We start from the raw sequence: 17,962 nt of genomic DNA on the forward strand, positions 1-17,962 counted from the left end.
TCGTAGGCAACGAACGCACCTCTCCGTCAGGCGATATGCGCCCAATGGTTGATGATGGCGGTTGGACGGAGGCTACTTGCCGGCGGCAGCCGCCAAAGGAACGGGATCGATCATCACATCTGAGTGCCCGTTTCCCGTGGCCGGTTCCGGCTCGCGAATCATGTCCGCCACCCGGCGGGCGACGGCGGCGGCGATCCGGTCCACCAACGACTCGGGCAGTCCCGTCGTATCCACATGACCGTTGCCGTTCCCGTTGGACTTGCCGTTGGAGTGGCCGTTCCCGTTCATCCCGGCTGCGACTTCTTGCGAAGCTTCCACCGTGAGAGTATCGAGGAACCGCTTCGCGCCCTGAATGCTGTAGCCGTCTTCCTTGAGCAGCTTCTTGATCAGGGCCACGCGCGAAACATCCTCATCCGAGTAGAACCGGTGTTTCCCCTGGGAACGGGAGGGGGCGAGCAGCTCGCCGAACTCCTTCTCCCAGTACCTCAGCGTGTGGGAGAGAACTCCCGTGCGCTGGCTTACTTCTTTGATTCTGTACATGCAAACACCTCCTTGTGTTGCGTCAAAATTGATCGCCGCGAGATGCTCCCAAGCACCACGGATCCCTGTAGTTCATATTCGCCCTTCCATAGTAGAACGGACTTCATGCCCCTTCTTGGATTTACTATCGGATAGTTTCATAAAACACTTTAGTGTGAGCAAGTGGCGTTCCAACTGGACCGAGCGAAAAAGCTTGTAAGTTCATTGCGATAGAGGTCGGATAGGCGGAGCGGCGCGAAGGTCGGCAATTCCTGCCAACCTCCAGTGAAAATTCGCCCTGGGCTTGAATGTCCGATAGCACACTCAGAGTCACCCTCCTCACCCGCCAACCTGACGCCTCTTCGCCCCTTCCCCACCTTCGGGCCACGTCAACCTGACGCAGGCTTCAGGCCGCGCGCTGATTCCCCAGTCATGACATGCCCTCATTCGCCGCTGCGATGGCATCAGCGTTGCGCTCATGAGGAGCAGAAAAGAATCTAGAACGGAAAGCCAAAAGAAAGGAGCACAAACATGTTGGTACGATGGATCCCCGCTGCGGAGGGGTCGGATTTGAATCGGGCGATGGACCGATTTTTCGGCCGCCCCTTGTTCAACCTCTTTGACGGCGCGGACACCGAATTGCCGCGAGCGGACGTTTCGGAAACCGAGGACGCGTATCAGTTTGAGATCGACGTTCCGGGATTGGACAAGAACGACCTCAAAGTGGAGTTGAAGGAGAGCGTCCTCACCGTCTCCGGCGAGTACAAAGAGGAGAAGGACGAAAAGAACAAGGCCTATCTGTCGCGCGAGCGGCTGCTGGGTCGATTCGCCCGGTCCTTCGTGGTCCCCGGCGATATTGACGACAAGAAACTGAAGGCCGAATTCAAATCCGGCATTCTCCGCATCCTTCTCCCCAAGACGGAACGTGCGCGGAGCCGCGAAATCCCAATCCAGGTATCGTAGTCTTCCTGGCGTTCACACCGTAGGGGGCGGGGCTTCGGCCTTCGAAGCCGCTTCGGCGAAGCAGGCCCGACCCGCCCCCTCCGCCTTCCTTCGCACTTTTTCTGGGGACACCATGCCAATTCTTGCGAAATGAGTGAGGTGCTCCCCGGATTCGTCCCGGATTCCCCGATGGCCGGCCCGCTGTCAAGTTATGGTCAGGTTTACTGACCTAAACAATATCGTAAGTGGGTGGGCGATCAGGCGGCTACCGCCTCCGACCGGCTCAGCACCCGTGCCCGCCGCCAGGATCTCGATTCTCGGCAGGCGTGCCAGAGATCGTAATTGCGCTGTAGGTTGAGCCAGAGCTCCGGCGAGGTGCCGAAGGCCCTGGACAGGCGCAATGCCATGTCCGTGGTCACGGGCGCGTGCTCATTAATGATCTTGGAAAGCGTCTTGCGCGAAACCCCCAATGCCGAGGCGGCCCCGGAGACCGTCAAGGAAAGAGGCTCGAGATAATCTCTCTTGAGGATCCCACCGGGGTGCGTGGGCGGTCGCTTTCTCGGAATCATGGGGTCTCGCTCAGTTCAGTGGTAGTCGACATAGTCCACCTCGGAGGCGCCGCCGTCCTCCCAGCGGAAGGTGACGCGCCAGTTGCCGGAAACTTTCAGCGACCAATGCCCCTTCAAGTCACCCTTCAACGGGTGGAGATTGGAGCCGGGGTAATCCATGTCCTGGGGCCTCACGGCGGCGTTGAGCCGGTCCAGGATGTCCGCCAGCTTGCCCGCGTGAGCGGGTTGGATGCCCTTTTTCGATCCATCATAGAAGAATGTTTCCAAGCCCTTGTGCCGGAAGCTCTTGATCAATGTCCACAGTGTAACCTATAGGGTTACGTTGTCAAGCGCGGGGCGAGCCGGATCGGGCTGTGAAGTATGGTGTTCTACGGGGGATCGCCGGCACCGTATGCTCGCGTTTAGAGATATTAACCCGTTCATGGCCTACACCCCCCCGTCTTGTGATGCTCTCCATCTTGGGAACGACAGGTCTCCATTTCCATCATTCTCCTGCATCAGATCGAAAAACATAGTGGACTCCCAACCCCACTAGCCAGGACTTTGAGTAGACGTCCCCGTCCACGAGAATCAAGCGGTAGGTGACTGGCAAACTCATCCTAACCAGCTTGTGGGCCTCGTACTCGAAGCCACCGGTCATCGAGACAGACATTCCCATACGCTGGGAGTATCCCGTGCCAAGAACAATACCACCTCCCGCGGCCAACTCGCCTGCGAACCCGGGCAACCCGCCCCCCCATGGACTCACTGGTCCATTGATAGAAGATGGATCCGACGTGAAACCAATCAAAGACGCCGGATTCGATTCTTCCAAGAAAAGGAGGGCGGGCCCTGCGCCGGCACGAAGGAACGGCAGGATCTCCACTGTTCTGTAGCTCAGTTGGACGCCGAGGTTTGAGTCCAGAGCATGGATATCGCTTCCGCGTACCACAACGGGCGCCACTGGATGTAAGATACGCATCCCACCAGCGAGATGAGTGTACCCGAGGTCGATAAAGCCACCGAGCAGCGCCGCCTTGCTTGGTTGTACCGAGAGGCCCGCTCGGAGGGTCATCACCTTCTCAATCCCGGGGGGAGTCTCGGCGTCCCCAATACCATATTCGTGCACCCCTCCACTAACAACCAGTGAGTTCGCTGCGCGAGGCGTCGCAATCAACATCATGAGGAAAAGGGGTGTGCCGAACTTCAAGGGTTTGAACTCCCAACCGTCCACAGCAAACCAATCCCGATGTCGAACATCTCGATATCCCTCCCACCAGCCATGACACGTCGGTATACCATCGGTAGTCTGGCATGCCATTGATTGGAACAGTTGACCTGGATTCCGGTAGTGAGTTCGGCCACGGGGTGGAATCCCGCTTCCTGTACCTCTGAGGCTGCACCCGCCGATAGAGGCATCACCAGCTTCGCCGATGTATTGACGTAGGACAGGCCCCCCCCAAGAGCAAGAAAGGGCGCGATCCTTGCTTCAGTCGGGTGGTACCAGATCCCAATAGTTGAAGGCAGTTCAAGTGTATGCTGGCTGGCAGAGAGTTGCACCTGAGAGTTTTCTCCACTAGTAGCAGAGGCGCCTAGTGAGAGCCCAAGGGCAGCAGTGCCGAGCAATCTCCGTTCCACGTGAATCCGGAATGCGTAGCCCACGCCTGCAACTGAGTCATAAGAACCGATCGGTACTGCCAAGCCAGCGTACCCAATGCCTAGGCTGGTGGCAGGGGAATCGCCTACCGCAATTCTCGGCAATCCGTGATAGAGCAGGGCTAGGAGGAATAACAATACTGTGTTTCTAATCAAGTCTCTCTCGATGGATGGATTTGGAAAGTGCAGCCTAATGTTTCCTGACCATGGTCCCATCCAAAATAGTCCGTGCATATCGTAGTTGGTCAGTGGCCTATTGCGCAAGCCCGTACTGATCTAGTATGCGGAGGTGCAAGTCCAATGGTATTGGGGTCTGGCTTGCTATATTGACTTATTCGAGAAGGACAGAAGGGGAATCGGAAGGAAAAACATATAGGCTGCGTGTTCCACTACTACACTTTGACGTCCCGGTCTTTCCAGTAGCGGTCGCGGAGCTCTCGCTTGAGGACCTTGCCGGAGGGATTGCGCGGAAGATCGTCGACGAACTCGACTGTTTTCGGCTTCTTGTAGCCGGCGAGCTTCGCCTTGCAGAATTGGATGAGAGCCTCGGCCGTTGGTTTTGACCCGCTGCGGGGGACCACGAACGCCTTGAGCGCCTCGCCCCACTCCTCGTCCGGCACTCCGATCACGGCGACGTCGTCCACGTCGGGATGCTCGCGGAGCGCCACTTCAATTTCCGCCGGATAGATGTTCACTCCCGCGGAGAGCACCATGTCGCTCTTGCGGTCCACGATGGTGAGGAACCCCTCCTCATCCATGACGCCCACGTCCCCCACGCTGAAATACTTCCCGCGGAAGCATTTCTTGGTTTCCTCCGGGAGTTCGTTGTATCCGTCGATCAGGGCCGAGCTGTAGGCGAATATTTCCCCTCGCTCTCCCGGTCCCACTTCGCGGCCCTCGTCGTCGTACAGCTTGACTTTGTTTCCCGGCGCAATCCGGCCGACGGACCTTGATTTCCTGCGGACATCCTGCGGGTAGAGGATCGTATTGATCCCCGCCTCGGTCGACCCGTAGAACTCATAGAGCACCTCACCGAACCGGTCGAGGGTCTTCAGCTTCGCATCGGCGGGAAGCGGAGCCGCCGACGAGATGATCGCGCGCAGGCTGGAGGTGTCATATTTCTTGAAGACCTCCTCGGGCAGCTTGAGGATGGCTTGGAGCATGTAGGGAACCAGGAACACGCTGGTCACTTTCTCCCGATGGATGGTCGCCAGCACTTCTTCGGGATCAAACTTCTTCATGATGACGAGAGGAACGCCCACGATAAGATTCATCGAGGCCAGCGCGATGGGAGCCCCGTGGTAGAGCGGGCAGACTACAAGATGGACGTCATCCGCGTTGAATCCAAATTCGCTGATCATGACCATTCCCATGGTCACGGCCTTCTTCACGTTTCGCACGGCCCCCTTGGGCCGGCCCGTCGTCCCGGATGTGTAGAGGAGCCCTTTCGGTTCCACCTTGTGCGCCTTCTTCGTGGCTTCGGGTGGAAGCGCCGGTTCCTTGTCGATCATCAACGCCGCATAGCTGGGGTCGTCGAGGTCCATTTCCTCGGAGGAATACCAGTGCTTGACCTCCGGCAGGCGCTTCTTGAGTTCCCGGACCGTCTCTGTCAGGTCCTCACTGTAGAAAACGATCCGGCTCTTGGAATCCTTGAGGATGTATTCGGCTTCCGCGGTCTTCAGACGGTAGTTGATGAGCACGCCGTCCGCCTGGATAGAGTTGAAGGCCGCGATGAGTTGCGGGTACGAAAACGTGTTTCGGCTGAAAATCGCCATGGGCACCTGCGCCCGGATGCCGATGTCCCACAGGCCCCGCGAAAGGCACCCAACCCGCTCGGCGAATTCCGAAAAGCGCAACCGCCGGTCGCCGCACACCAAAACAATCCGGTCCGGCTCGATGCCCGCGCGCGCCTGGATCAGATCCAGCAGGCTCCCCCGGCCCATCATTCGCTGCGCGAGGAGGCGCAAGAATTCCCCATGACCCAGACGGCCTCGGAACTGCTTCGCTCCGCGGCGGACGCTCCGCGCTAGATTCACGTAATAGTCAAGCATGTGACTGGAGTGCTACCTTGCGTAGGAAGTGGAATCAAGTGAATCGCGACGGCGGGCCGACGATGAGCGGAATTCCCTCAGGTGTCGTTGCACTTCCTCCAACACTTTTTGAAGATTCGGTTTGCCATCCACGAATTTCCTCTGGAAGTCTTCCGATACACGCCTGAACTCCTCCTCGGCCGGGCCGTCGAGCTGCAATACTTGCACACCCCTCTTGCTGATGCCCTTGAGCGCCGTCTCTTCGTCCCTCCGCATGATTTCGAACAGCTTGGGAAGTGCCACTTCCACTTCGGCCAGGATCAATTTGCGCACGCCCTCCGGGGCTTGGTCCCATTGCTTCCTCCCCGTCACCAACACGGCCTGCGCAAACACGCCGCCGAGCCTCGTCACGTACCCGACATCGCGATACCAGCCCAGAACCACCGCACCCAGGGCGTTGGCGAAAACGACTTCCAGACGATCCGCGCGTAGGGCCTCCTGCACCTGGGCCAGAGGGAGTGGAACGGTCTGAATGCCAAGATACTCCGCGAAGGCCGGGAGAATCCGTTCGCCCGGCCATACCCAGATCTTCCGCTTCTTGAACTCTTCGAACGTGGGAACGGGAACACGGGTAAACAACAAACCCGATCCGATGTCCGCCCACACGATCAGACGGAAACCTACACGGCTGAACGCCTCAGCAATGGTGTCGTTCATCTTGTTTCGGACGTACTCGATCTCCCTCTCGTTGCGGAAAAGATAGGGAAGGAGGAGGACCGTGAACTCCGGAGAGATCTCCCCGATGCCGGAGAGGGTGAACACGCCCGCGGACAAATCGCCCTTCCGGACCATTTCCACCATGGCAGGTTCGTCGCCAAGCACGCCGCTCGCATGAAGTTTGAAACGGACCTGCCCCTTGCTCAGCGCCTCCACGTGATCCGTCGCTTCCTTGAGGATCTTCATGTAAGGGGAGTTGCCGGGGGCGATGGTGCCGAGTGAAAACTCCCAGGACTTTTGGGCTTGGCCGTAGGCGGAGAGGGGTAAAAGGAGCGTGGCGGCCGCGAACAGCAGACACAGGACTGAGGGCCGAGGGCTGAGGACTGAGCGGTGGAGATCCGCCAGTCTGCAACTCATCGCTCAATCCTAGAAGATCTCATCCTTCCTCTTCTGGAGATCCGCCGCCATTTGCTTGGCCAGTTGATTCAGGACGCCCGCCTCGGGCAGAAGTTCGTCCGGCGCCTCGAGAACGGCCCTCAGGTCCTCGTCGAACTGCTTTTCGTCGTTCATCAGCGTGTCGTAGTATTGCGCCCGGAGCACACGGATCATGAGAAATCGACCCTGAGTCGCCTTGAGCGCTTCCTCGAATTGCAACCGCGCCTGATCGGCCCCCCCCCCGGCCACGGCGGGAAGCGTCGCGTAAAAGACACCAAGGAAAACCCGCGGGCTGCTGAAGAAGTAGTCCGGATCCACCTGATTCACGCGGAACAGGAGCGCCCGCACATCCGGAAGGTCGAACAGGGAGTCCACATCCATGAGATGGAGATTCACGTACGCGGCCCATGCCGTGAGCGTCCAGAACATGGCGTCCATGTCCTCCTTGTCAAGTCGCCTGACCGCAAGATCGAACGCCTCGCCTTTCTCGAGCGCTTTCGCGAACCCACGATGGGTCTTGAGCGCGCGCAAGCCGAAATCCCTCGCCTTGATGTACATGGCCGAGGCCCGCGATGGATCCGTTCTCTCAAGAAACGCCTGCGCGTAGCCTGCGAACGACCGGCAGGCCAGAACGAGGAGGTCCCGGTGCTCCGGGTTCTGTTCCACCATCGCTTCGAGGAGCAGGAGGCTCGTAGGGGCGGCATCCCGTAGGAGAGCCAGATCAGTCTGCCGCTCGGCCACAGCCGAGAGGGCCTGGAGCTGACCGATGATCTGGTTCGCAGCCATCCGGCGGACGGCGCCGCACGAAGACGTAAAGAGTGATGAGTAAAGGGTGATGAGGAGGAGCAGAGGCCGTACGACTTGCCGGGGCTTCACATCACTCATCACGCTTCACCCATCTCGCCGCTCAGTCCTGGATATCAAATGTGTAGTCCTCGATCACCTGATTCGCGAGGAGCTTGCGGCACATCTCGTCCACCTTCGAACGGGCATCCTCCCGGCCCAACGAATTCTCGAGGTCGATCAGGAAAATCTTTCCCTGACGGCAATCTTCCACCATCCCGAATCCAATCGATTGGAGAACCCCCTTGATGGCCTCGCCCTGCGGATCGTACAGCCCGGGTTTGAGAAAGACTTGAACGCGCGCTTTCATGGTCAGGTTTCAGGCCGGGGTGGCAGGCTTTTCCTTCGGAGAGCCGAACTTTCCTTCGGTCCCCTCGATCAGTTTTCGAATGTTCTCCCGGTGGCGCAGGTAGATGATGAGGGCGATCAGGAGCGCGAGGACGGTCAGAAACTTGTCATCGCGGATGATCCACAGTGCAACCGGGAAAGCCGTCGCCGCCGAGAGGGAACCCACCGACGAATATCGAAAGATCGCAAACATGACGAGCCACACACCCGCGGCGATCAGGGCGACGCTGGGCTGTATGCCGAGGAAGACGCCGAACGCCGTCGCCACCCCCTTGCCGCCCTTAAGCTTGAGAAAAACAGTGAACACATGACCGCAAAAGGCCGCCAGAGCCGCCGCCGCGATCCACAAGGAACTGAAATCCATAATGCGCGCGAGGACCACCGGCAGCACGCCCTTGAGGAGGTCGCCGATCAAGGTCACCGCCCCCAAAGCTTTCCCGAGATTGCGCGTGACGTTGGTGGCTCCGATGTTCCCGCTCCCCACGGTCCGGATATCGATGCCTTTCGCCTTCGCAAGAAGCAAACCGGTGGGAATGGATCCCAACAGATAGGCCAGAAGTACGACGGCGATCTCCTTCGCCATGCGGCTGCTATATCACTACTCCGGACGGCGGAGCAAATGGGAGGAAGTATCCGACACCCCGGCGCCGATCTGTTTGAGGAGGATCGGACTGCGCGCGAACGGCGATTTCGTTTCACTGGACGACCGCACGACGAGCGCCCCGATCAACTCCTCTCTGATTCAGTCGCAGGCTTGCGGCAACACCGGCTTGTGAGGTAGACAATCACCCGGAACCTCGGCACAGATGGCCGGGGCCGTTTTTCCTCATGCCGACGAAACTGCTGCTACGAATGTTCTGCGCCCTCACGGTTGCCGCGGGTTCCTGCGGCGATCCCACCTCCTCGAAGGGCCCCGGCTGGGACGCTTTGGAACGCTGGGATGCGCTGCCGGTTCTGGGAAACGGCGCCTACCGCCAGTTCTCCAGCTACGATCGGCTCAAACGGACGGACTATCCCGTCGCCGATCCAGGCAATAAGGACGCAAACAATTTTCTCGCCGTATGTGCTAGGCAGGAGACCCCCCCTCTCACCGAACAGGACGACCCGGGTCTATGCGACGCAGGCCTGGAGGGATTCCTCATCGCCCGTGTCTCCGGGCAAAGCGGATTCGTTTCCCGCCTCTGGCTGACCGCCGCGCCGTTCTATTCGAATGAAACCATCCGCATCTACGCCGATGATCTCACGCGGCCCGCCTATGAGGGTCGTCCGGCCGATTGGGCAAACCGAACGGATCCGATCTTCACCGAGCCCCTGGCCGGACCGCGCTCGGGCGCCGTGGTCAGTTATAGGCCCATTCCCTTCAAGCACGATCTGCGGGTCTACCTCGACAAGCTGCTCCCGGTCGGGCTTTACTTTTACCAGGTCGACACCCAACTCGATCTCCCGGTGGAGGACACGTTCGCGGCGGTGCCCCTCGCGCCCGCCAATCTCGCCCGGTACGACGTTCTCCTCAACAGTCCGGGTTCCGGAACGGAGTCGCGACGTGCCGGCGAGACGAACTCCCGAAGCGCGTCCCTCGAGCCGTCCGAGGGTACGACGGTCTTTGACCTCAAGGGCCCGGGCACGATACGCAAACTCAGCTTTTCGCTCGATGCAACCACACTCAGCCAACTCCGATCCCTGACTTTGGGCATCCGGTGGGATGAAGAAACCGAATACTCGGTTCAACTCCCCCTTTCAGCTTTCTTCGGCAACCATCTTTCGATCCAGCCCTATTCAACCCTGCCCATGGAAATTCAACGGCAGAGCAACACGCTCACTCTCTCGACCTATTTCCCAATGCCATTCCAGAAGGCGGCCGAGATTCGGTTGATGAATGCAAGTGGCTCGCCGGTATCCTTCGCGGCATTGGCCCGCGTCGAGCCGCGAACGCCGACAGCCGAGTGGGGCTATTTCGGCACCGAATTCAATGAAACGGTCGGACCCTTCCAACCAAACCTGAAACATCCGATTGTTTCGCTTGATGGACGGGGCAAATACGTGGGGACGTTCATGTTCATGGAAGGCCACAAAGACGTCCAAACGGTGATCGCCGACGCCTTCAACTTCCTCGAGGGCGACGAATTCGGAACGATCGACGGCGAGCTGCGGATTCCCGGAACAGGCACGGAGGACTATTTCAACGCCGGCTTCTATTATCTCAAGGGTCTGTTTGATTCTCCCTTCGCCGGGTTGAATCACAAGCAGACGACGGAAGACGGCCGGTCAGGCGCCATCTCCACCTATCGCTGGCACGTGTTGTCGGATGAAATCAATTTCTCCCGCTCCTTCGACCTCAACATCGAGTATGGCGCCAACCGCCCCGACCTCGCCGATCGCTACGCGTCGGTCGCCTACTACTACCTGAGTCGCCCTTGAATCCCTCCGGCCTCGGATTCGCGGCCGTTTCCCGGATTGTCGAATTGTATTCTTTAGGATACAATTACTCCATGCGTCCATGGCACTTGACGCTTCGCCGTCTACGACTTGAGCTGGGCCTCACTCAGGAGCAATTGGCCCGGCGGGCGGGCATGGCCAGACCTTCGCTCACAAGGGTTGAACGGGGGCAGAAGGACCTGACGGTCTCTTCGCTCTTGCGGCTTTCCCAGGCGTTGGGAATGGATCCCGCGCGATTTTTCGAGGAGGCGCCCGCGCCGAAACCCCTGGGGCGGCATGGCATCGACCGGATCGCAAGAGCGGTTGTGGCGGGGCATGGCGGAGACCGCAAAGAGGAATCTCACTTGATTCAAGGCCTTGCCTATCAACTTCGCCCCTCCCTTGAGGCTTCAAAGGCCCCCGGGGCGGCCGCCGCCCGGCGAGCGGCCCGACGAAACTACGAGGCGATCCGCCAGGAGTATCGGCCGGAGGACCTCGAGAAACTCATGCGGCGGGTCCACGCTCTCCTCGCCGCGCTGCCGGCATGACACGCCGTCAGCTCGACCGATTCCTCCGGGCCCTGTCAGAACGAGTTCCCTTCCATGCCTCGCTGATTCTGACGGGTGGAGTCGCAGCCGGAATCCTCGGTCGGGTACGTCCAACGGAAGATATCGATTTCGAGGCGCGATCAAGGGACCGGAGGCGGCAGGAGGAACTGGAGCGGCAGATTCAAGCCACCGCCCGGGAGACCGGTACGGCCGTGCAGTACTCGGAGGATATCGACCGTTGGTCTTCGATCACCTTGCCGGACCACCGCAGCACGGCGCGTCGATGGAAGGCCTACGGCCGATTGCGGGTCGACGTGCTCCATCCTCTTGTCCTTGCCGTGCCGAAACTCGCCCGTGGCACGGAAGACGACCTGCGGGACGTCGTCGCGTGTTTCAAGAAGCAAAGAGTGTCCTGGCGTTCGGCCGCTTGCACCTTCGGTCTTGCCGCCCGGCGCAGTCCGCGATCCACCGCTCTGACACTCTACGCCCGCCGCGTGGAGTACTTCTTTGATCGATTCGGTTCCAGAATCTGGGGATCTCGTTTCAGAAGTCCGGACGCGCAATCGCTTTTCCGCCGCCACGCCCGGCGCAGGAGTCGGATCAATCGGAGGGCGTAAACCGCCGTTCGACCGTCTTCCCATCCAGCACGGATCGCACCTCACCCTCGGCTGCCTTGTCCGAGAAGGTCAAATCCACCGTCAACGTGCCCGAGTGCTTTCCTGACAACTCCACCTTCTCGTTGAATCGAGCGTCGGTAAGAAGGGTGCGAAATTGTTGTGTCCCGTTGAGCACCTCATCTCCGTTCTCGCTGTAATCCCCGTACTCAATGGTCATTTGTCCTGCAGGGAGAGAGCCGGAGAAAACGATCTTGACCGTGCCGCCGCGGGCGCCGGAGAGAGTCGTTTCAAGCGGTGGAGGATTCGGCGCGTAGTCGCTCAAGAAGGGAGCCCAATCGAGACTGGGCGATCGAATCCCAATCGGGACCGCAGCGTGGGAGGAGCGGAGCGTAATGAGACGGATTCGCGTTTGGTCGTCACTCCTCGGGATGAACTCGCCGACCACCAACCGCCGCCCGTCAGGTGCCCAACGAGGTGCATCGCCGACAAACCATTCATCTCCGGGATCGTCGAGAGGAATACCCGCGGAACCGTTCGCGTCCCCCTCCGCCGAAAAAAGGACGGCGGAGCGTCTTGCCGAACGGCGACTGGTCCCACTCCCGGCCAGTTGATAAGCAACAACAGGCAGCGTCTGTAGAAAATCGCCAAACGGTGGCAACGGAAGCGTCGCAAATGCCTCCAGCACATTCCGTCCCCGGCTCGTGGCGGTAACAAAGGATGAGCCGTCCGGGGACCAGTGCCCGTCCTCGTCCCAATCCGGATGGAAGGTGTGACGGGTCACCTCGCCGGTCTCAAGATCCATCAGATAGTCGTCCAGATTCATCGACTGATCCCGCGTTGCGGAGAAGGCCAGGGCAGTACCCCCATGCGAAATGTCCTTCGTCTCGTAGAAGGCGCCCCGCACGCGAATGTCGTCGGCCGAATTCTTGGTTATTCCCCTCGGTGCGCCTACCACACGCGGCCCGCTCACCCGGAATCGTCCATCTACTCTGATCAAATCACCGATCAGCATCAGAAAACCGTCCGTGCGGACCTTGGTCCACGCAATCCTTCCGCCATCGGGGGAGATGGACGGCCAGCGATCCTGGAGTGTCCCTTCCCCCTCGCTCAAACCATCCAGCAGGTACTCCCCGGTCATCGAGGGACTCTCCTCCAGCAAGGGTCGGTCGCCACCGAGCACATACGTTTGCAACTCCCAGGCGGTGCCTTTGCCGGGATTGGAATGGATGAAGACATCTCTCCCATTCGGATGGGGCACGGGCCGCTCCCGATTCCGCGCCGGCAACGCGCACGTGAGGCATCGAAACTGTGAGGAGGCCAGGTTCAGGATCGCCAGATCCTGCCGGGACGGGTTGTCATCGGGCAGGAACACAACAAGGAGATGGTCATCGTCCAGCCACACGGGATCGCGCCACCCGGCCACCCCTTCCGGTCGGGCCAAGACGACGCTGGATTCCACCTCGCGGGACGTTTGGGGTTTTGCGCACCCCATCGCCGCGCATCCGAGGATCCAGGCAAAAGGCAATGCCAGTGAGAACAGAGTCCCGGTCCCCCGTGGCCGCATGGTGCGGACTTACTTTTTCTTCTTCTTGCGTTCGCGGGGGGATACGTAGCGCGGTTCACCGTCGCCGTCGTACAGCGAGCCCGCCACGTAGGACATGAGGATCTGGTGCAGGTTCACACTCGCCTTGAGGCGTGTGAGGTAGGACCAGAAACCGACCACGGTGCGGTCGATGAACACAAATTCGGGTTGGTACTGGGGGAGGAACTTGTTGCGGAGGATGTGCTTCGCCCCCTCCGTGCCCATCTTGAGCACGTCGAGTGAGGCGACCTGATAAGGGCGGTCCTCCAAAACCGGCGTGAGGTACATCCGGCTCATCGGCCAGAGAAGTTCGGGATCCTCGCCCTCCTTCAGGAAGCCCACCTTCACGTAGTATTCCGCGGCAGACTCCCGATCCTCCTCCATAACGGCCCGAAGCAGACCTGCCAGATCTTTCACAAAAGCTCCGGGATAGCGCCGCACACACCCAAAATCGAGTACACCGAAGCGTGGCAGGCCGCTGCGCTCTCCGGGCTTCGCCGGAAGAATGAGGTAGTTCCCTGGGTGGGGGTCGCCGTGAAGCAACCCGAAATGGAAGAATTGGCGCCAGAAGAAGTGGGCTAGTTTTTCGGCCAGCCACGCATTGCAGGCCTGCGCGTCCGCACCGATCCGGATCGGAAGACCATCGCGGGAGGGATTCATCACCCACGTGATGAAATCCGCGATCGGCATGCCTTCCAGAAGCTCCATCGTGAGGACGCGTTCCGTTGAGTATTCTTCGTACATCCGGGGAACGACAATTTCTTCATCGTCCTTGAACAGCTTCTTGAACTCCCTGGCGTTCTTCAACTCCAGCTCGTAATCGATCTCACGGTAAAGATTTTCGGCGATTTCTTCGTACACGTTCGAAAGGTCGAGTTTGCGCTCGCGCAGGAGATCCGCCGCGATTCCCTTGAGCATGCCGATGCCGGACTTGAGGACGCCCAGATCGGACTCCACGAGCTTGAGAGCGCCGGGGTACTGGATTTTCACGGCCACTTCCGTGCCGTCTTTCAATACGGCCTTGTGAACCTGTCCCAAAGATGCGGCGGCGAACGCATGGGTCTCGAAGTGCTTGAAGACTTTTTCAGGAGGCGCTTTGAATTCCTTCTGAATCTGTTTCTTGATCTGCGCGTAAGGCATGGGCGGAACGCTGCTGTGCAGCCCCGCCAGGGCGCGCAGGTATTCCCCCGGGAGAAATTCCTGTTGCGACAGCATTTGTCCCACCTTGAGCAGGGGACCCTTGAGTTGCTTGAATACTCCCAGAATGCGCTCGGCGTTCTTCAGGTGCTTGGCGAGAAGTGCGGTCTCGCGTTTGTCCGGGTCGATGAACCGCGACGTGGCCTTGTGCAGGAGATAGCTGGCGGAGACCTGCGTGGAAAGCGCACCCAGACGCAACATCCGGCCGAGACCGGATCGGGGCCCACTCGATCGGGTTTCTTTCTCGTCAGAATCGGGCATCGTGGAATGGTATCCTCGATTGTCCACGAATTCCACAGCGCCGCCTCCAAGCCGTTCCAGTCCGCGAACTGATTTTGAGGCCCCCCGCCCTCGCGGGGGGCTTCTCGTCTCAGAGCTTTCTGGAGCGGAAATCCTTCAGCCGATGAAGAACCGCCTCGAGGATGCTTTTCGGATACAGCTTGCCCGCATAGTCGTTCCATCCCTTGCGGCCAAGGGATTCGAATTCAGCCATCGCCTCGGGCGAGGGCATCACCACCTGAATGCCCGAGCGGATCAATCCCCTCAAAGCGGTGTCATCGTCGGCCCGTGCGCGGGCGACCATCTTGGGAGTGTACTTGCGCAAGGTGTCCGTCAGGATCCCTTGAAGATCGGCGGGCAATTCGTCCCACATTTTCTTCGAGCCGACCAGGGCCACGGGAACATACGAGAAGTTCAGGCGCGTCATGTATCGCACGTTTTTCTGGAGTTGAAATACGAGCAGGAAAAGCGGATTGATGAAAGCGGAATCCACCATCCCCGTCTGGAAGGCCTGGACCAGGTTCGTGACATCGATGGGGACACCCTTCATGGGAAACACGCGGAGAAACTCGTTGGCCAGGGGGATCTCCGACCACATCCAGACCTTTCGAGAGGCCATATCCGAGACGGAAGCCACCGGCTGACTGGAGAAGAATTGGGTGAACCCGCCTACGTCGAACCAAAGCAAGAGCACCATTCCCTGTTTCTCAAACGCTCCGGCGAACGCTTCGAAAAGTCCCTCTCGCGCGTAGTCCACCTCTTCGTACGAGCGAAAGAGGAAGGGGAGAGACAGAACGGCCGTATCCGGAACCACCGTTCCCATACCGCCGCTGAGGGCCACCGCGTCCACTTGGCCGATCCGGAGTTTCCGGATCATGTCGGTCTCTCCCCCAAGGACCCCGCCCGTGTAGAGAAGAAACTTCAGTCGCCCGCGGCTCTTCTCTTCGGCTTCCTGAAACCCCCCTCGTGCTTCATGAACGAGGGAAGATCCCTCGGGGGCCAACATGCCGACTCGAAGGGTGACCCGGCCGGCCGGCTCCTGCGCAAGCGAGATGGATGGCAGAAGGACCAAGGTCGCGACCGATAGAAGTTCGGAGAACTTCATGCCGCCAGCCTCGACCAGAACCAGAACAAGCCCCAGGCGAGGACGACCGACGCACAGGCGTACCCGACATGTCGACGCATCGGCTCAATCTTCGAGGCGGCTTTGTAGATGAGAACAAGCGCAAGAAGGACCCCGATCTGCCCCAATTCCACACCCACGTTGAATCCCAACAGGGCGGGAAGGATGTCCCCTCCTTCAAGGCGGGCGGAGAGAAGGGCGCCGGCGAATCCAAAACCGTGGATCAGGCCGAACATGAAGACCACAAGCCATTGAGCCGCACTCCTCCCGCCATCGCGGGCATCCCGCCCGCCTAATAGGTCAGGAGTACGGCCGGCTTCGTGCCGGGCCGTACCGTGCGAGGCGCTGTGCGGGGCGAGCGCAAAATAGCTCAGCGCGAACAAGATCATGCCCACCCAGGCGACGGCGGGAAGAGGCGATCCCCCAAAGATGGAAACCAACGCGCCCGTGGCTACGATGCCAGTTGCGGTCAGTGCGATCGCCCGGAATCCCATCCCCGCGAAGCTCTCCAAGGCCACGATGGCGATCGAAAATCCGATCAAGGATTCGACGCCGGTCCCTTCCGTCCGAACCCAACCCAGCGTGGCTGCAGCCAGGGAGAGACTGTGGGCCGCTGTGAATCCGGTCACCAGCCCGGCCAGTCTTCCCCATGTCAGACCCAACAGAACCAGTCCCGCGAGAAACAGCAGATGATCGTAGCCGGTGAGTATGTGCTCCAGACCCACCCGCAGGAATCCCATGAATCCGGCTCGGCCGCGCGATGCTGGGGGTCCTCCACGTGGCATCCACGTCCGGTCCGCTGCGACCATTATCTTTTCCATGGGTCCTGGGACTCCTGCCGAACCTTCAAATCTCGCCACGTGCACGTGGCTGGGTGCGGCATCGAAAAACAGATCCGTGATCAACTCCAGCGTTCCTGTTTTCTCGCACACAACCTTCCAGGATCCCACCAAGGTTCCTTCATCGGTCACGGCCCGGAGGGTGGAGGTGGATGAAGCACAGTTTTTGGAACCATGGACGGCACTCAGGTGGTCTCGCAAGTAGTGGTCCACTCTCCCTGCCACATCGGGGGTCGACTGCACATCAGATAACCGGGTACCGGCCAGGCCCGGCATCGCCCGCTCGAACTCGATCCAGGGCGCCTTGACGGTGACATCGAGTGCGTCACCCTTCTCGCGCCAAGTCGAATAGGACAGCGTCCGTGTATGAGCGGAAGCGGAGGACGTCCAGATTGTCGCCGCGGCGAGACTGCATCCCAGCAGGCGCATCCTGAGAATCATTCACTCTCCAAGTGGATCTTGATGTCGGCCTGCGCGCGGAGATTCTTGATATAGGACTGCACCTGTTTCGCCTTCCTCTCCTCCTGGAAGGCCCGCCGTACCCCATCTCGGACTTCTTCGAAGGCGGGCACGGACAAAGGCTCCTTCGAGACCACCTTGAGCAGATGGTAGCCTCCCACCGCCCGAACGGGACCGCCGATCTTCCCTGCTTCCGTTTCCATCGCCGTCCGCGCCGCCGTGGGGCCCAGGTATTCTCGCAGTTTCTCCGCCGTGAGGAAGCCCTCCGGCAGTCTCACAAGGGGATCATCGCCCCAGACGCGTCGAACTTCGCTCCACGACTTTCCATTCCGCCACGCCTCGGCGGTAGCCTCCGCCCGCTCCTGCGCGCCCCCATCTTCACCGTTGCCGGCGCGGATGAAGATGTGCTCCACACGAAGCCGACCGTCCCGCGCGAAAAGTTGTCGCCTCTTTTCGAAAAAAGATTTCAGTTCCGATTCATCGGGAGGATTCGTCTCCTCGCCGCTCCCTATGCTGTCGATCATGGAGCGGACCAGGAGGCGGCGAGCCACCGGATCTTTCTGTGCCATGCCCATCTCCACCGCCCTCTGAAGAAGAAGTTCCTCACTGATCCACTGGTCAAGGATTTCCCGTTGGCGTTCCCGCGTCAGTCGGATGTTCGAATCCTTCTCCGTGATGGATCCCAGCATTCGATCAAACTCCACCTTCGAGATGGACCGCCCGTTCACTTCAGCTACTGAATCGCCGGATGCGTTCGATCCGCGGACGGCCGAAAAAGATTTAGGCCGGAGGATCGACCCCAGCGTCAGTGCCAATCCTCCCAGGATTCCCACCCAAAGCCAGAACGACGGCCGATTCACTCCAC

The 17,962-nt window shown here is 59.9% G+C and carries 19 protein-coding genes; 5 read left to right on the forward strand and 14 right to left on the reverse strand.

Features of this window, described 5'->3' with window-relative positions:
- Nucleotides 1-72: 72 nt before the first annotated feature.
- Nucleotides 73-540: a MerR family transcriptional regulator gene (locus HYT87_00990; GenBank protein ID MBI2058322.1), complete on the reverse strand. Its 468-nt coding sequence runs from the start codon at nt 538-540 to the stop codon at nt 73-75.
- A 510-nt stretch (nt 541-1,050) separates the two neighbouring features.
- On the opposite strand from HYT87_00990, the gene HYT87_00995 reads away from it, so the two are divergent.
- The gene (locus HYT87_00995; GenBank protein MBI2058323.1) at nt 1,051-1,482 is read left to right on the forward strand and encodes an Hsp20/alpha crystallin family protein; all 432 of its coding nucleotides are present in this window, start codon (nt 1,051-1,053) and stop codon (nt 1,480-1,482) included.
- 236 nt (nt 1,483-1,718) lie between these two features.
- On the opposite strand, the gene HYT87_01000 is transcribed toward HYT87_00995, so the two are convergent.
- The 8 genes from HYT87_01000 to plsY all read right to left on the reverse strand — a co-directional run bounded on the left by HYT87_01000 (nt 1,719) and on the right by plsY (nt 8,621).
- A complete protein-coding gene (locus HYT87_01000) occupies nt 1,719-2,030 on the reverse strand; it encodes a HigA family addiction module antidote protein (protein MBI2058324.1) in 312 nt (103 codons plus the stop codon).
- A gap of 15 nt (nt 2,031-2,045) precedes the next feature.
- Entirely contained in the window at nt 2,046-2,324 is a 279-nt protein-coding gene (locus tag HYT87_01005) for a type II toxin-antitoxin system RelE/ParE family toxin (GenBank protein MBI2058325.1), read from the reverse strand.
- 190 nt (nt 2,325-2,514) lie between these two features.
- Nucleotides 2,515-3,243, reverse strand: coding sequence for a hypothetical protein (locus tag HYT87_01010; GenBank protein ID MBI2058326.1), 729 nt, complete (start codon nt 3,241-3,243; stop codon nt 2,515-2,517).
- Between the two features lie 814 nt (nt 3,244-4,057).
- Nucleotides 4,058-5,716: an AMP-binding protein gene (locus tag HYT87_01015; GenBank protein ID MBI2058327.1), complete on the reverse strand. Its 1,659-nt coding sequence runs from the start codon at nt 5,714-5,716 to the stop codon at nt 4,058-4,060.
- Nucleotides 5,717-5,728: 12 nt separating this feature from the next.
- Nucleotides 5,729-6,829 carry a TRAP transporter substrate-binding protein DctP gene (gene dctP, locus HYT87_01020; protein ID MBI2058328.1) on the reverse strand — a complete coding sequence of 367 codons (1,101 nt, stop codon included), beginning with the start codon at nt 6,827-6,829 and terminating at the stop codon, nt 5,729-5,731.
- 9 nt (nt 6,830-6,838) lie between these two features.
- A complete protein-coding gene (locus tag HYT87_01025) occupies nt 6,839-7,732 on the reverse strand; it encodes a hypothetical protein (protein ID MBI2058329.1) in 894 nt (297 codons plus the stop codon).
- A 22-nt stretch (nt 7,733-7,754) separates the two neighbouring features.
- Nucleotides 7,755-8,000: a phosphoribosylformylglycinamidine synthase subunit PurS gene (gene purS / locus HYT87_01030; protein MBI2058330.1), complete on the reverse strand. Its 246-nt coding sequence runs from the start codon at nt 7,998-8,000 to the stop codon at nt 7,755-7,757.
- A 9-nt stretch (nt 8,001-8,009) separates the two neighbouring features.
- Nucleotides 8,010-8,621, reverse strand: coding sequence for a glycerol-3-phosphate 1-O-acyltransferase PlsY (plsY, locus tag HYT87_01035; protein MBI2058331.1), 612 nt, complete (start codon nt 8,619-8,621; stop codon nt 8,010-8,012).
- Between plsY and HYT87_01040 the strand changes: the two genes are divergently transcribed.
- The 4 genes from HYT87_01040 to HYT87_01055 all read left to right on the forward strand — a co-directional run bounded on the left by HYT87_01040 (nt 8,620) and on the right by HYT87_01055 (nt 11,618).
- Nucleotides 8,620-8,814 (forward strand): hypothetical protein, encoded by a 195-nt coding sequence (locus HYT87_01040; protein ID MBI2058332.1) that lies wholly within the window; start codon nt 8,620-8,622, stop codon nt 8,812-8,814. The genes plsY and HYT87_01040 overlap by 2 nt on opposite strands.
- Nucleotides 8,815-8,866: 52 nt before the next feature.
- A complete protein-coding gene (locus HYT87_01045; GenBank protein MBI2058333.1) occupies nt 8,867-10,456 on the forward strand; it encodes a DUF2961 domain-containing protein in 1,590 nt (529 codons plus the stop codon).
- A 71-nt stretch (nt 10,457-10,527) separates the two neighbouring features.
- Nucleotides 10,528-11,001, forward strand: a complete 474-nt coding sequence (locus tag HYT87_01050; protein MBI2058334.1) for a helix-turn-helix transcriptional regulator — start codon at nt 10,528-10,530, stop codon at nt 10,999-11,001.
- Nucleotides 10,998-11,618, forward strand: coding sequence for a nucleotidyl transferase AbiEii/AbiGii toxin family protein (locus HYT87_01055; protein ID MBI2058335.1), 621 nt, complete (start codon nt 10,998-11,000; stop codon nt 11,616-11,618). The genes HYT87_01050 and HYT87_01055 overlap by 4 nt, the downstream gene beginning before the upstream one ends.
- On the opposite strand, the gene HYT87_01060 is transcribed toward HYT87_01055, so the two are convergent.
- From HYT87_01060 to HYT87_01080, 5 genes are all read right to left on the reverse strand, one after another.
- A complete protein-coding gene (locus HYT87_01060) occupies nt 11,602-13,182 on the reverse strand; it encodes a PD40 domain-containing protein (protein ID MBI2058336.1) in 1,581 nt (526 codons plus the stop codon). The two genes, HYT87_01055 and HYT87_01060, sit on opposite strands and share 17 nt — an antisense overlap.
- Before the next feature lie 9 nt (nt 13,183-13,191).
- Entirely contained in the window at nt 13,192-14,658 is a 1,467-nt protein-coding gene (locus HYT87_01065; GenBank protein ID MBI2058337.1) for an AarF/ABC1/UbiB kinase family protein, read from the reverse strand.
- A gap of 109 nt (nt 14,659-14,767) precedes the next feature.
- The gene (gene dctP / locus HYT87_01070; protein MBI2058338.1) at nt 14,768-15,781 is read right to left on the reverse strand and encodes a TRAP transporter substrate-binding protein DctP; all 1,014 of its coding nucleotides are present in this window, start codon (nt 15,779-15,781) and stop codon (nt 14,768-14,770) included.
- On the reverse strand, nt 15,778-17,079 hold the full coding sequence (locus HYT87_01075; protein MBI2058339.1) for a HupE/UreJ family protein: 1,302 nt from the start codon (nt 17,077-17,079) through the stop codon (nt 15,778-15,780). Before HYT87_01075 ends, dctP (HYT87_01070) begins: the two co-directional genes overlap by 4 nt.
- Entirely contained in the window at nt 17,076-17,957 is an 882-nt protein-coding gene (locus HYT87_01080; protein ID MBI2058340.1) for a peptidyl-prolyl cis-trans isomerase, read from the reverse strand. The genes HYT87_01075 and HYT87_01080 overlap by 4 nt, the downstream gene beginning before the upstream one ends.
- Nucleotides 17,958-17,962: the final 5 nt, after the last annotated feature.

The organism is Nitrospirota bacterium (assembly GCA_016180645.1).
In the GTDB taxonomy this organism is placed as follows: Bacteria; JACPQY01; JACPQY01; order JACPQY01; family JACPQY01; genus JACPAV01.

Coding starts and splice junctions, on each gene's coding strand:
- plsY (MBI2058331.1), bottom strand. CDS start 8,621: ATGGCGAAGGAGATCGCCGTCGTACTTCTGGCCTATCTGTTGGGATCC.
- dctP (MBI2058338.1), bottom strand. CDS start 15,781: ATGAAGTTCTCCGAACTTCTATCGGTCGCGACCTTGGTCCTTCTGCCA.
- HYT87_00995 (MBI2058323.1), top strand. CDS start 1,051: ATGTTGGTACGATGGATCCCCGCTGCGGAGGGGTCGGATTTGAATCGG.
- HYT87_01040 (MBI2058332.1), top strand. CDS start 8,620: ATGCGGCTGCTATATCACTACTCCGGACGGCGGAGCAAATGGGAGGAA.
- HYT87_01065 (MBI2058337.1), bottom strand. CDS start 14,658: ATGCCCGATTCTGACGAGAAAGAAACCCGATCGAGTGGGCCCCGATCC.
- HYT87_01045 (MBI2058333.1), top strand. CDS start 8,867: ATGCCGACGAAACTGCTGCTACGAATGTTCTGCGCCCTCACGGTTGCC.
- HYT87_00990 (MBI2058322.1), bottom strand. CDS start 540: ATGTACAGAATCAAAGAAGTAAGCCAGCGCACGGGAGTTCTCTCCCAC.
- HYT87_01050 (MBI2058334.1), top strand. CDS start 10,528: ATGCGTCCATGGCACTTGACGCTTCGCCGTCTACGACTTGAGCTGGGC.
- HYT87_01055 (MBI2058335.1), top strand. CDS start 10,998: ATGACACGCCGTCAGCTCGACCGATTCCTCCGGGCCCTGTCAGAACGA.
- HYT87_01075 (MBI2058339.1), bottom strand. CDS start 17,079: ATGATTCTCAGGATGCGCCTGCTGGGATGCAGTCTCGCCGCGGCGACA.
- HYT87_01015 (MBI2058327.1), bottom strand. CDS start 5,716: ATGCTTGACTATTACGTGAATCTAGCGCGGAGCGTCCGCCGCGGAGCG.
- HYT87_01025 (MBI2058329.1), bottom strand. CDS start 7,732: ATGAGTGATGTGAAGCCCCGGCAAGTCGTACGGCCTCTGCTCCTCCTC.
- dctP (MBI2058328.1), bottom strand. CDS start 6,829: ATGAGTTGCAGACTGGCGGATCTCCACCGCTCAGTCCTCAGCCCTCGG.
- HYT87_01000 (MBI2058324.1), bottom strand. CDS start 2,030: ATGATTCCGAGAAAGCGACCGCCCACGCACCCCGGTGGGATCCTCAAG.
- purS (MBI2058330.1), bottom strand. CDS start 8,000: ATGAAAGCGCGCGTTCAAGTCTTTCTCAAACCCGGGCTGTACGATCCG.
- HYT87_01060 (MBI2058336.1), bottom strand. CDS start 13,182: ATGCGGCCACGGGGGACCGGGACTCTGTTCTCACTGGCATTGCCTTTT.